The organism is Micromonospora purpureochromogenes, from assembly GCF_900091515.1.
Classification (GTDB): Bacteria; Actinomycetota; Actinomycetes; order Mycobacteriales; family Micromonosporaceae; genus Micromonospora; species Micromonospora purpureochromogenes.
On the sequence record NZ_LT607410.1, the window covers coordinates 6,049,367 to 6,061,981 of the forward strand.

Here is a 12,615-nt window from a genome sequence, read left to right on the forward strand (position 1 = left end):
GGCGAGCGGTTATCGCACCGGGTCGTGGGTGCCGCGCGGCACTGCGGGCCGGCACCGGCGCAGCCGGTCCGCCGCCATCCGCCCGCCGACCGCCAGGCCGTACCGCTCGACGGCAGTGAGGCCGTACGCGCTGCACGTCGGGGTGAACCGGCACTGGCCCGGCCAGCGGTGCGACAGCCAGCGCCGGTAGCCGAGGATCGCGGCCCGGCCGGCCCGGTCGACGACCGGCGCCCGGCTGACCTGGGCGGTAGTGGCGCCAAGGGTGAGCAGGAAGGAGAAGAGCCCGAGGTCGCAGCAGTTCGGACCGTCGCACTCGCAGGCGTCACAGCCGGCGTAGGCCCAGTCGCGCTTGTTCTTGTTCTTGGCGGTGCGCCGACCCCACAGTCTGTTGATCACGCCGTACATGGTGCGACAGCCCCGCCACCCGGGCGCTGGTCAGGCCGGTCGGTCCGACGGCGTGGTGAGGGCAAAGTGGACGGTGCGGCCGGTGCGCCGCCGCCCGAGGCGGTGCGCCAGCGGGACGAGCACGCCGTGCAGCACGGGGTACTTGCGGACCAGCAGCCGGGCGGCGTGCCGCTCCTCGTCGCCGGTGAGCCGGCGCGCGGTGGCCTCGACGGCGGGGCCGGTCGCTCGCCCGCGAGCGGTGGACGGGGCGACGGTGACCCTGGGGCCGTTGCGGATGCGCCGGGTCTTGCCGGCCCGCTCGAAGCTGCGCACGTACGCACGTTCGCCGTCGACGGCGATGCTCACCGCCGTGCCGACCGGGGTGCTGTCGCGGCGGAAGCTGGTCAGCACCACGGTCTTCTGTCGGGTGAACGGCGCCCACCCCGGTGCCGCGTCGACCTCGACCGTGCCGAGCACCCCGCCGAGTTCGCGCCACCGGGCCACCAGCGCCGCCGCCGCCAGCGCGGCGGAGAGCCCGACCAGCCAGGTCTGGCCGGCGCTGCCGCCGAGGTGCCGGTCGGCGAGGTGGGTTCCGGTGTGCGCGAGCGCTCCGGCGAGGTATCCGGCCAGGGCGACCGCGGGCGCGTCGGCCCAGATCGCGGCGAGCAGCAGGGTGACCCCGATGCCCAGTTGGAACGCGCCGACGTCGTGGACGAAGTGGTGGCTGCCGGGAAAGTCGACCGCCTCGGCGAAACCGTCCGGTCGGCGCAGCGCCCACCCTCCGACCAGCAGTGCGGTCAACCCGAGCAGGGCGCAGGCGGCCCGGACGAAGCTCCTCATGCTCACTCGACGGAACGCCGTGGGAGAACGTGACGGTCCCCGGCGGTACGGTCCGGGGCATGGAACAGCGGATCAGCCTGATCACCCTCGGCGTCGCCGACCTCCCGCGCGCCCGGACGTTCTACGAGCGCCTCGGCTGGCGGGGCCAGGAGGTCGAGGAGACCGTCTTCTTCCAGGCCGGTGGTCTCGCCCTGGTGTTGTGGGGCCGGGAGAAGCTGGCCGCCGACGCGGGCGTACCGGACACCGGCCCGGGCTGCCTGACGCTGGCGCAGAACGTCCGCTCCCGCGCCGAGGTCAACGCCGTGCTGGCCACGGCGGAGCGGGCCGGCGCGCGGATCACCCGCCCGGCGGCGGAGACCTTCTACGGCGGTTACGCCGGCTTCTTCACCGACCCGGACGGTCACGTCTGGGAGATCGCCTGGAACCCGGGCTTCCCGCTCGCCGAAGACGGCACGCTCACCCTGCCCGACTTCAGCTGAACACGGTGCGCCGCACCCCCCGGTGGCCGGCGCAGGCCTCGCGTCGCCCGCCGGTGAGGCTGACCGCGCCGTCGCGGCACTGCACCAGGTAGCCGCGCCCGGCCCAGAAGTTCTGCACGCAGTCGAAAAAGTCGCAGATCCGGTGGTCCGGCCGGCGGACGCGCTCGCCGCCGCAGAAGTCGTACCCCATGGGGTTGGTCGGGGCGCCGCAGCGCCGCTCGGCCGACGGCGCGGGTGCGGCCGGCGAGCGGCGGGGCTTCGCCGCGGCGGACGGCGCGGGCGCGGCGGCGCGGGGCGCGGCCACCCGCGCCGGTACCGGCGTGGCGGCCACGGCGACGTCGGAGCCGGGGCTGACCGGTGGGTCGGACTCGAAGAGGACCGCGGGCACGACCAGGGCGAGCGCGGCGGCGACGGCGACGGTGCGCCGGCCGCCGGGGATGCGCCCGGCGAGCCGGGCCTGCCCGGGGGTGGCGATCGCCGGCCGGAACGGCTGGGTCTGCTCGTGTTCGGCGATCAGCTCGTCGAGCTGCGCGATCACCGCGGCGCGCTGCTCGATGGCGTCGGCGAAGGCCAGGGTGAGGGTGAACCGGAAGTCGGCCGCCGCCGTGGGCGGCACCAGCAGGCCGCAGGTGCGCCGCCGGTCGAGGACCTGGATCAGCGACACCGGGGCCGCCGGGTCGTGGGACAGGCCGGTCATCTTTCCGTACGCCCAGTCGCGCCGGCCGCGTCCGCCGAGCAGCACCAGTCGGCGGTTGGTGATCAGGGCCACGCCGGCGTCGGTGGCCCGGACGCCGTCGGGGAGCCGGTGGCGCAGTGGCGCCGGCAGCGGCTCGACGGTCAGGTCGGGTGCGGGCAGCACCGTGGCGTGCCGGACCTCGACCAGTTGCGCGGCGGGCAGTGCCCAGAAGACCACCTCGCCGGGGGCGAGTTCCAGGGGCAGGCCGTGGCCGGCGGCGACCGAGCCGTGCAGGTCGACGGCGAGGGTACGCAGTCGCCGCAGCTCGTCGTCGCGCTGTCGCCACGCCCGCTCGGCTTCGCGGAATGTCCGCTGCCGGCGCTCGTTCTGCTTACGCGCCCAGGTGTAACGCCAGGTGGAACCCGTCGAATCAGTATCTGCCACGCCGACTCCTTCGCCGCGCGAGCCACCAACCGGGGTGTCATCCGGATCAACGGTGGCGGCGAGTCCGGCGGACACGCCGAACCGCGCGAACCACCCGATCGGCGGACCAATCCGGGCGATTGGTGGATGTGGCCGCGTCGATTCACGTTCGCCTCGGAGGCAGGCCGGCGCCGATGCCGGCCGAGGCGAGATCATCCCGTGCGCCGTGCGAGGTGCCCAAACCCTCGGTAACGTCAGCCGCAGCCGGACGGCGACGGGGCCACCCGGCATCGTGATGCGGAGGTGGATTGGTGAGCGCGAGGAGCGAGCCGGTTCTGCGAGCCCCGCAGTCGCGAACGAAGAATCCCCGGTGAGCGACAGGGTCGTGCTCGGCGTCGACATCGGCACCACCAGCACCAAGGTGGTCGCCTACGACACCGAAGGCGAGCAGCTCGCCCACCATTCCGTGGGCTATCCGCTGGACGAGCCGCACCCGGGTTGGGCGGAACAGGACCCGTTGACCATCTTCGAGGCGGTCGTCGAGTGCGTCCGTACCGTGGCCGGTGAGCTGCCCGGGCCGGTCGCGGGCCTGTCGTTCAGCACCGCCATGCACAGCCTGATCGGCCTGGACGCCGAGGGCGTCCCGTTGACCCCGTCGGTGACCTGGGCGGATTCCCGGGCCAGCGCGCAGGCCGAGCGGTTGCGGGCCGCCCCGCCGGGGCTCGCGCTGCACCGGCGTACCGGTACGCCGGTGCACCCGATGGCGCCGCTGCCGAAGCTGGTCTGGTTCGCCGAGCAGGAGCCGATGCTCTTCGAGCGGGTCGCGCACTGGGTCGGCATCAAGGACTACGTGCTGCTGCGCCTGACCGACGCGCTGGTGACCGACCACTCGGTGGCCTCGGCCACCGGGCTGATGGACATCCACCACCTGGTCTGGGACGCACAGGCGCTGGGCATCGCCGGCATCGTCGAGGAGCAGCTGCCGCAGCTCGTCGCGACCACCACGGTGCTGCCGGGCCTCACCGCCGAGGCGGCCGTGGCGACCGGACTGCCCGCCGACACCCCGCTGGTGGTCGGCGCGGGCGACGGCCCACTGGCCAACCTCGGCCTGGGGGCGGTCCGGCCGGGCGTGGTGGCCTGCTCGATCGGCACCTCCGGGGCGATGCGGGTGGCCGTCGAGCGGCCGGCCGTCGACCCGCTCGGCGGGGTGTTCTGCTACGCGCTGACCGAGGACCGCTGGGTGGTCGGCGGCGCGATCAACAACGGCGGCATCGTGCTCCAGTGGGCCGGCGACGCGCTGGCTCCGGAGCTGGGCGAGGACTCCGAAGAGGAGCTGCTGGCGCTGGCCGAGCGGGCGCCGGTCGGCTCCGGTGGGCTGATCATGCTGCCGTACCTGCTCAGCGAGCGGGCGCCGCACTGGAGCGCGCTGCCGCGCGGGGCGTACGTGGGGCTGACCCACGGCCACCGCCGCGAGCACCTGATCCGGGCGGCGCTGGAGGGGGTGTGCCAGCAGCTCGCCCTGGTGCTGGCCTCGGTGCGGGCGGCCGGCAACGAGGTCCGCGAGATCCGGGCCAGCGGCGGTTTCGCGCGCAGCCCGCTGTGGCGGCAGATCCTCGCCGACGCGCTCGGCATGCCGGTGCGTTTCCCCGCCGGGCACGAGGGTTCCAGCTTCGGCGCGGCACTGCTCGGCATGCAGGCGCTCGGGCTGATCCCGTCCATCGACGTCGCCGCCGACCTGGTGGAGATCGACGAGACGGTAACCCCCGACCCGGCCGCCGCCGCCACCTACGCCGCGCTGCTCCCGCTCTTCTCCGAGCTGTACGACGCGCTGGTCCCGACCTTCGCGTCGCTGCGACGGCTGGCTCCGAGCCTGCCGCCGGAGCCGTCACCCACTCCCGCACCCATGTGATCGCCCGTCCCGCAAGGGACCGGACGCCGTCCGAAGGTCGTGATTACCGTGACCACTCTCCTCGCCGCACCGGCCGAGCCGCTCACCGACGCCGGTGACGCCCAACTGATCGTCGCGGCCCTGCTGGGCATCGCCGCGGTGGTGCTCCTGATCGCCTGGGGCAAGGTCCATCCGTTCCTGTCCCTGATCCTCGGCGCGGCGGTGCTCGGCGTGGTCGCCGGCGTCGCCCCGGACAAGATCGTCACCTCGTTCAGCGGCGGCGTCGGCTCCACAGTGGGCGGGGTCGGCCTGCTGATCGCGCTCGGGGCCATGATCGGTGGCCTGCTCGCCGAATCCGGCGGCGCGGACGGCATCGTCGAACGGGTGGTCGGCCGGGTCTCCGGCACGGCGCTGCCCTGGGCGATGGCCGGGGTCGCCGCCCTCATCGGGCTGCCGCTCTTCTTCGAGGTCGGCGTCGTGCTGCTGGTGCCGATCGTGCTGCTGGTCTCGTTGCGCACCGACGTACCGCTGATGAAGATCGGCATTCCGGCGCTGGCCGGCCTGTCGGTGCTGCACGGCCTGGTGCCGCCGCACCCGGGCCCGCTGGTCGCGATCGACGCCCTGGGCGCCAACCTCGGCCAGACCCTCGCGCTGGGACTGCTGGTCGCCATCCCGACGGTGATCGTCGCCGGTCCGATCTTCGGCAACTTCATCGCCCGCTACGTGCCCGCCACCGCACCGGAGGCGTTGCTGCCCACCCGGCGACCGGTCGCGCTCGCCGGCGGGCGGGGTCCGGCGGCCACCGGTCGCGGCCCGCTCGACGCCGACGGCGACCTGGTCACCGAGGACGACCTGGCCAACCCGGGCGCCGGCCGCCCGGGTGAGCCGATCGACGAGGCCGCCACCGAGCGGGTGCGGGCGCGCCGCGCGCCGGCCCTGTGGGCCGCGGTCATCACCGTCCTGCTGCCGGTGGTGCTGATGCTGCTGCGGGCGATCGGCGAGCTGACCCTGGACAAGGGCACCGCCGGCCGCAAGGCGCTGGACATCGTCGGCACCCCGATCGTCGCCCTGCTCGCCGGCGTCATCTTCGCGATGATCTTCCTCGGCTACCGGACCGGTTTCAGCCGCGCGCAGGTCTCCGGTTTCCTCGGCGGGTCGCTGCCGCCGATCGCCGGCATCCTGCTGATCGTCGCCGCCGGCGGCGGTTTCAAGCAGGTGCTGGTCGACGCCGGCGTGGGGAACCTGGTCGCCGACGCGGCCGAGGGCGCGAACCTCTCGCCGCTGCTGCTGGGCTGGCTGGTGGCCGTCGGCATCCGGGTGGCGACCGGCTCGGCCACCGTCGCCACCATCACCGCCGCCGGCATCGTCGCGCCGCTGGCGGAGACCCTCCAGGGGCCGGAGGTGGCGCTGTTGGCGCTGGCCATCGGCTGCGGGTCGCTGTTCTTCTCGCACGTCAACGACGCGGGTTTCTGGCTGGTCAAGGAGTACTTCGGACTGACGGTCGGACAGACCATCAAGAGCTGGTCGGTGATGGAGACGATCATCTCGGTGGTCGGCTTCCTCGGCGTCCTCCTCCTCGACCTCCTCCTGTAGCGCCCCACCCACCCCCGCCCCGAGCCGGGCCGGCACTTTCTGGGAAAGAGGGCTCATCCGGCGCGGAACAGCCACTCTTTCCCAGAAAGTGCCCGGATCTTGGCGGGGCGACCGGGCGGCGGGGCGGCGGGGCGGCGGGGCGGCGGGCGCGTCAGGGGGCTTCGACGCCGGAGATGCGGTAGCGGTGCACCTCGGCGCCGAGGATCGCCGCCACCTGCTCCTCCGCCGGGCCGGAACCGCGGAAGGCGAGCAGTTGGTCGTCGCTGTCCCAGCGCTCGTAGACGTTGATCCGGCCCGGCTCGACCAGGTCGGCGCTGATCGCGAAGTCGACGCAGCCGGGCGCGGAACGCGCCTGCCGCACGACCTCGGCGCAGGACGCCAGGTAGGCGTCCCGCCCGGCCGGGTCGACGTAGAGACTGCCGGCGACGATGAGCACGGTGACCTCCGGTGGTGTGGTGGGGCGGTCCGCCTGACAGGCACCAATATGCCTGTCAGGCGGGACCCGCACCGCCCACACCGGCTCAGGCGCGCGTGATCGCGTTGGCGTGGATCGCCTCGTTCAGGTACGCGGCCATCCCCGGCGCGACCGCCTCGTAGTGCGCGGTGAACCGCGGGTCCGCCACGTACATGTCGGCCAGCCCGGTGTGGATCTCGTAGGAGCAGTCGTAGAACCAGCGGCTGATCAGCTGCCGGTGCTCCTCGGCCAGCGCCATCGCCGCCGGCGAGTCCGCCGCCGCCCCGGACGCCATCACCTCGACGAACCGCCGCCCCCACTCCTCGTTCTCCGCCTTGTTGCGCAGCCAGTCCTCCTTCGAGTAGCTGGCCACCCGCCGGTTCGACTCCTGGTACGCGTCGGTGCCGCCCCAGCGCTGCTCCGCCTCCTCGGCGTGCGCGTCCGGGTCGAAGTCCCCGAAGACCTCGAACCGCTCCTCCGGGGTCAGATTGATGTTCATCCTTCTCGCCTCCATCGCGAGCTCGATCGCGGTGACCATCTCCTGGAGTTTCCCGATCCGCCCGCTGAGCAGCTCGTGCTGCCGGCGCAGGTGCGCCGCCGGGTCGGCGGTCGGGTCGTCGAGGATCGCCGCGATCTCCTCCAGCGGGAACCCCAGCTCCCGGTAGAACCGGATGTGCTGCAGGCGCTCCAGGTCCGCGTCGTCGTAGCGGCGGTAGCCCGCCGCGGTGCGTCCGCTGGGCGACAGCAGCCCGATCTCGTCGTAGTGGTGCAGCGTCCGGACCGTCACCCGGGCCGCCTTAGCCACCTGACCCACCGTGTACGCCATGGTTTCCCTCCCTTCCGCGACCAAGGCTCCCGCCTGCCGTTGCGTGAGGGTCAAGCCCGATTCTGCGCGTCGCGTCACACCCTCGCCGGGGATCGGCGCGGCGGCACACGCGAACGCCCCCGGCCTCCGAGGGGGTGGAGAGGCCGGGGGCGTCCGGATCGGTCAGGCGGTGGCTCGGTCCTTCGCCCGCTCCGGGGCGGCGAAGGCCTCGGTGGCCGGGGTGCGGAAGGCGTGCACCAGGCCGGCGATCGACAGCAGCAGGAGCAGCCCCGCCCCGATGAACGTCACGAGGGCCGCCTGCCCGGCCTTGCGGCCGAACTCGCTGAAGCCGTACGAGGTGAGCAGCAGGCCGCGCAGCGTCTCGCCCTTGAACACGGTGTCCCGCTGGCCGCTGACCTCGGCGAGCTGCTTCTGCAGGTCGGCCAGGGCCGGGTCGTTGGTCGTCGTGGCCTGCTGGACCTTGGCCCGCAGCTCGCTCTCCGGCGCGCCGAGGTCGGCGTAGGTCTTCCCACCCGCCATGGACTTCAGGTGCAGCCCGATGAATTCGTTGGCGTAGCACTCGGCCTGTTTGCCGGTGGTCATCTTCTGGCCGGCGTACTCGACCAGGCAGTCCACCTTCTTCTCCTCGTCCGTCAGCTTGTCGGCCGGCTTGAAGGTGATGTGCTGCGCGCCGAGCTGGTCGCGTACGTAGTCGTTGGCGAAGTTCGCGTTCGAGGTGAGGACGATGCCGGCGACGAGCAGCAGGACGGTGAGGCCCAGTCCGCCGATGCTGAACAGCAGGTCCAGGGTGCGTCGCTTCATGTCGTATCTCCCGGTGGGGGTGGGGGCGTCGTTGGTGTCGGCTCTTATCCTGCGGCGGCTCGGGCGGTCTCGGTCAGGGCCGAACCCCCTGTCCCTTCCGGGACCTTCGACTCCCACCGGCGGGGGCCGTCCGGCCGGGCCGGCCGGTCAGACCGGGGCGGATACCGGGTGCAGGTCGGCCAGCTGGCCGGGCCGGCCGTAGCGGTAGCCCTGCCCGTGCACGCAGCCGATCGCGATGACCGCCGCGTGCTGCCCCTCGGTCTCCACCCCCTCGGCCACCACCGCCAGGTCGAACGCGCCGGCCAGCCGGGTCACCATCTCCACGGTCGCGTACGCCCGGGTGTCGGTGTCGAGCCGGGAGACGAACGACCGGTCGATCTTCAGCTCGGTGGCCGGGATGCGATGCAGGTAGCTCAGCGACGAGTAGCCGGTGCCGAAGTCGTCGATGGCGATCCGGATGCCCAGCTCGCGCAGCTGGCCGAGCCGCTCCAGCACCGCCTCGCTGCCGTCGATCAGCGCCGACTCGGTCAGCTCCAGGGTCAGCGCGCGGGGGGCCAGCCCGGCGCTGGCGGTGGCCGCAGTGACGGTGGCGATCAGGTCTGGCCGGCGCAGGTGGTCAGCGGCGATGTTCACCGCCACGGTGGCCTCCGGCGCCCGTTCCCGCCAGGTCGCGGCGGCCCGGCAGGCCTCGTGGATCACCCAGCGGTCGATCGGCACGATCAGGCCGGTCTCCTCGGCCAGCGGCAGGAACGCGGCCGGCCCGAGCAGCCCCAACCGGGGATGCCGCCAACGGACCAGCGCCTCCGCGCTGCGGACCGCCCCGGTGGCCAGGTCGACGATCGGTTGATAGTCGAGTTGCAGCTGCTGCTCGTCGACCGCCCGGCGCAGGTCGGCGATCAGCTCCGCCCGGGTCACCGCCGACTCGCGCAGCCCCGGCGTACAGGTCCGGTACGCCGACTTCCCGGCGGCCTTGGCCGCGTACATCGCGATGTCGGCGTCGCGCAGCAGGTCGGTGTGGGAGGCGTGCTGCGGGCCGTACTCGGCGATGCCGATGCTGGCCGACGGGTGGACGCCCATGTCCTCCTCGCCCGCGGCGGGTTGCAGGGCGGCGAGCAGCCGCTCGGCGAGCCGTTCCGGCGCGACCGGGCCGTCCCCGTCGACCAGCACGGCGAACTCGTCCCCGCCGAGCCGCGCGATGGTGCCGTCGTCGCCGACCGCATCCCGCATCCGGTCGGCGATGCTGGTCAGCAGGGTGTCCCCGGTGGCGTGCCCGAACCGGTCGTTGACCTGCTTGAACCCGTCCAGGTCCAGCAGCAGGACGGCGACCGGCGGCCCGTCGCGCAGCGCCCGGCGCAGCCGCCGGTTGAACATCAGCCGGTTGGGCAGGCCGGTGAGCTGGTCGGCGTAGGCGAGCCGGCGCAGCCGCGCCACCAGGCGCAGGTTCTCGTTGGCGGCCAGTCCCTGCCGCAGCGCCAGGGCGCCGAGCAGCGCCATCATGCCGATGAAGACCAGGTGCGGGGTCTGGCCGGTGGGGTGCCGGGCGAGCACCACCGCGATGATCGCCCCGCCCACCGGCAGGTACGGCAGGGCGACCCGCCACCAGGGCGGCAGCGGCGACTCGACGCCCTCGTCGCCGCCCTCGCCGGCCGGCGGCGGCGGGTACGTGGTCGCCACGCCGATCAGCAGGTAGCTCAGTGGCCAGCAGACGTCGATCACGTGCCCGGGGGCGTAGCTGCCGTGTGCGACGAGCGAGACGTAGACCGCGTCGGCGCCGGCCCGGGTGGCCAGGCTCGCGCCGATCAGGGTCAGCGGCCGCCAGATCGGGCGGGACGGGCCGGCCACCGCCACCAGGATGGTCAGCTGCATCAGGTTTAGCATCGGATAGAGCAGGCCGAAGGTGCGCAGCGGGTCGGCCAGGTCGGCGTCGGCGACGTCCCGGAACACCACCACCCAGCCGATCGGGATCAGGGCCAGCGCCACGATCACCCCGTCGAGCAGGGTGCGGGCCCGGCCCACCGCGCTGCGCGGGGCGGCGAGCGAGCAGAGCAGAGCCGCGGTGCCGGTGAGGATGCCGGCGGTGAAGACGGCCCCGATCAGCGGGGTGTGCGGCAGTGCCTCGCCACCGAGGCGCTCGACGGTCCACAGCGTACGGCCGGCGGCGGCGAGGGCCATGGTGACCGCCAGCAGCGTCCAGAACCGGCGCAGCCTCGCGGGGTGCCGGCGGGCCGCGCCGACGCAGGCGAGGGTCGACCACCCGGCCACCGCGATCGCCCCGAGGTCGCCGGCCAGGGCGGCGCCGGGCAGCGCGGCGGCCAGCCAGACCGCCTCGGCGAAGACGACCAGCGCCGCGGCAACCGCGCCGGCCCGTCCGGCGCGGGTCGAGCGGGGCGGCGCGACGGCCTCTCGGCGGGCGTCATCGGGCAGCACGATGGTCGCTCCGGCTCTCTCTCCTGGGCGCACCTCGACGGTGAGGACCGGTCACGGGCGGCGAACCACCGAAGCCTAGCCAGCACGGCAGCGGCCCGCCAGGGCCGATGGACCGGGCAGGACCGTCCGTCCAGGACGGTCGGGCCGGCGCGACGGCGGGCGCGGCGGGCTGTCCGGTCAGGAGGGACGCGGGGCGTCGCGGTGGTCAGCCGCCGCCGTCGGCGTGGGCCGACCCGGGCGGGTGGTCGACGGCCGTACCCGGGCCGGGCGGGTAACCGGTGGTGGCGCCCGGGCCGCCGCTGCTCAGGCCCAGTCCTCGGCGGGGTCGGCGTCGCTCGCGGCGGGCGTGTCGTCGGCGCGGGTGGGTGGCGGGCCGCCGTGCGTCCATGGGGTCTCCTCCGGCGTCGGGAAGGCCCCGGCGGGCAGGAACGCCTCGGACAGGGTGGTGTAGCAGAGCCGCTCCCCCACCTCCGGCACGCTGCCAGGCGGCGCGGTCAGCCCCCGGCCCATCGCGCCGGACAGCTCCAGCACCACCTCGGTCTTGCCGTCCGCCGCCGGGGTCAGGAAGACCACCCTGGCCTTCTGCGCCGGCCGGGCCGGCGAGTAGAGCGTCGTGCCGACCGGCACCAGCACCGGCTCGGTGGTGACCAGCTGGATCCGGGGGCGCAGCACCGGCCGCTTCCCCGTGTCGTCGACCCGCTTCGGGTCGGCCAGCGTCACGTCCCCGACGAACGCCTCCCCGGTCAGCCGGTGCTCGGCCATCACCAGCGGGTCGTCGTAGGCGCGCTGCACCGCGTAGGTGGTCAGGGCGCGTTCCAGCCGGTGCAGCCGCTGGGCGGCCACCACCGCGCCGTCGCGCCGGGGCTGCGGGCCGCCGCCCGCGTCGACGTGCTCGGCGTGGCCGGTGAAGGCGTCCTTGTCGCCGTTCCAGCGGCCGGCCACCCGGGCCCCGGGCGGCAGGGTCCGCAGCAGCCCGACGCCGCGCCACATCAGCTCCCAGGTGGGCGCCAGCTGGTCGCGCAGCACCCGCTCCAGCTCCGCGTACGCCGCGCCGCGCGCCACCGGGTCGTCCCCCGCGTCGGCGTACGCGGCGACGGCCGGGGCGAGCACCCGGTTGTCGAACTCCGGGTCGGTGGCCGGGCCGGCGGGCGGACAGACCGCCGGGTCCTCGGCCCGGGCAGCCGCCTGCGCCCCGGTCAGCCCGGCCGGCGGATCGATCCAGCCGAGCAGCGCCGGCAGGTGCAGGTCCTCCACCACGCTCTGGCCGGTGGCCCAGTGCAGGCTCAGCGCGTCGGTCATCGCCACCAGCGCCGACGAGCCGGGGTGCTCGGCCCGCTCGGCGAAGAAGGTCAGCCAGCGCCCGAGCAGCGGCACCGACGGGTGCACCGGGTAGTCGCCGTCCGGGCGGCGGAACCGGGTCGAGCGGCCCAGCAGCCGCAGGAAGGTGATCCCGGCCGGGTTCGGCACCAGCACCTGCGGCGCGTCGACGTACCGGTGCCGGACGTCACGACCCCGGTCGACCGGCACCGCCTCGGTGCCGTCGCGGAACTCGTCGAGGTACGGCAGCACGGTGGCGGCCAGCTCGGCGGCGAAGCGGAAGCGCTGGTCGCGGTTGCGGGGCTGCGGCACGATCAGCAGCCGCGCCTCGTCGGGGGCCGCGCCGACCAGCATCGCCAGTGGCGCGTTCGCCTCGCCGGCCATGGCCAGCGGCACCACCACCAGCGGACGCTCGGACAGGTGCAGGTGCCGGACGGTGGCGACCGGCTGGGCCACCCCGGCGGCCAGCGCCTGCGCCCTGGCGAGAGCCCGGAGCGTACTCACTCG

General features: G+C 74.4%; 11 protein-coding genes. 3 read left to right on the forward strand and 8 right to left on the reverse strand.

Annotation, left to right across the window (positions count from 1 at the left end):
* Positions 1-9: 9 nt before the first annotated feature.
* On the reverse strand, positions 10-396 hold the full coding sequence (gene yidD / locus GA0074696_RS32125; protein ID WP_231925172.1) for a membrane protein insertion efficiency factor YidD: 387 nt from the start codon (positions 394-396) through the stop codon (positions 10-12).
* 39 nt (positions 397-435) lie between these two features.
* Positions 436-1,224 carry a PPOX class F420-dependent oxidoreductase gene (locus GA0074696_RS27575; RefSeq protein WP_088963777.1) on the reverse strand — a complete coding sequence of 263 codons (789 nt, stop codon included), beginning with the start codon at positions 1,222-1,224 and terminating at the stop codon, positions 436-438.
* Positions 1,225-1,283: 59 nt separating this feature from the next.
* On the opposite strand from GA0074696_RS27575, the gene GA0074696_RS27580 reads away from it, so the two are divergent.
* Positions 1,284-1,703 carry a VOC family protein gene (locus GA0074696_RS27580; RefSeq protein WP_088963778.1) on the forward strand — a complete coding sequence of 140 codons (420 nt, stop codon included), beginning with the start codon at positions 1,284-1,286 and terminating at the stop codon, positions 1,701-1,703.
* On the opposite strand, the gene GA0074696_RS27585 is transcribed toward GA0074696_RS27580, so the two are convergent.
* Complete coding sequence (locus GA0074696_RS27585; protein WP_088963779.1) at positions 1,696-2,823, reverse strand: hypothetical protein; 1,128 nt, start codon at positions 2,821-2,823, stop codon at positions 1,696-1,698. The genes GA0074696_RS27580 and GA0074696_RS27585 overlap by 8 nt on opposite strands.
* A gap of 349 nt (positions 2,824-3,172) precedes the next feature.
* Here GA0074696_RS27585 and GA0074696_RS27590 point away from each other — a divergent pair, with 349 nt between their 5' ends.
* The gene (locus tag GA0074696_RS27590; protein ID WP_231925173.1) at positions 3,173-4,711 is read left to right on the forward strand and encodes a gluconokinase; all 1,539 of its coding nucleotides are present in this window, start codon (positions 3,173-3,175) and stop codon (positions 4,709-4,711) included.
* A 48-nt stretch (positions 4,712-4,759) separates the two neighbouring features.
* Complete coding sequence (locus tag GA0074696_RS27595) at positions 4,760-6,283, forward strand: GntT/GntP/DsdX family permease (RefSeq protein ID WP_088963781.1); 1,524 nt, start codon at positions 4,760-4,762, stop codon at positions 6,281-6,283.
* Positions 6,284-6,434: 151 nt separating this feature from the next.
* Here the strand turns inward: GA0074696_RS27595 and GA0074696_RS27600 are convergent, their stop codons facing one another.
* The 5 genes from GA0074696_RS27600 to GA0074696_RS27620 all read right to left on the reverse strand — a co-directional run bounded on the left by GA0074696_RS27600 (position 6,435) and on the right by GA0074696_RS27620 (position 12,612).
* Positions 6,435-6,719, reverse strand: coding sequence for a putative quinol monooxygenase (locus tag GA0074696_RS27600; RefSeq protein WP_088963782.1), 285 nt, complete (start codon positions 6,717-6,719; stop codon positions 6,435-6,437).
* Positions 6,720-6,804: 85 nt separating this feature from the next.
* The gene (locus GA0074696_RS27605; protein ID WP_088963783.1) at positions 6,805-7,563 is read right to left on the reverse strand and encodes a MerR family transcriptional regulator; all 759 of its coding nucleotides are present in this window, start codon (positions 7,561-7,563) and stop codon (positions 6,805-6,807) included.
* A gap of 162 nt (positions 7,564-7,725) precedes the next feature.
* Positions 7,726-8,364: a hypothetical protein gene (locus GA0074696_RS27610; protein WP_088963784.1), complete on the reverse strand. Its 639-nt coding sequence runs from the start codon at positions 8,362-8,364 to the stop codon at positions 7,726-7,728.
* A gap of 147 nt (positions 8,365-8,511) precedes the next feature.
* Positions 8,512-10,791, reverse strand: coding sequence for a putative bifunctional diguanylate cyclase/phosphodiesterase (locus tag GA0074696_RS27615; protein ID WP_172894480.1), 2,280 nt, complete (start codon positions 10,789-10,791; stop codon positions 8,512-8,514).
* Between the two features lie 303 nt (positions 10,792-11,094).
* Positions 11,095-12,612: a hypothetical protein gene (locus GA0074696_RS27620; protein ID WP_088963785.1), complete on the reverse strand. Its 1,518-nt coding sequence runs from the start codon at positions 12,610-12,612 to the stop codon at positions 11,095-11,097.
* Positions 12,613-12,615: the final 3 nt, after the last annotated feature.

Coding starts and splice junctions, on each gene's coding strand:
- GA0074696_RS27575 (WP_088963777.1), bottom strand. CDS start 1,224: ATGAGGAGCTTCGTCCGGGCCGCCTGCGCCCTGCTCGGGTTGACCGCA.
- GA0074696_RS27610 (WP_088963784.1), bottom strand. CDS start 8,364: ATGAAGCGACGCACCCTGGACCTGCTGTTCAGCATCGGCGGACTGGGC.
- GA0074696_RS27605 (WP_088963783.1), bottom strand. CDS start 7,563: ATGGCGTACACGGTGGGTCAGGTGGCTAAGGCGGCCCGGGTGACGGTC.
- GA0074696_RS27580 (WP_088963778.1), top strand. CDS start 1,284: ATGGAACAGCGGATCAGCCTGATCACCCTCGGCGTCGCCGACCTCCCG.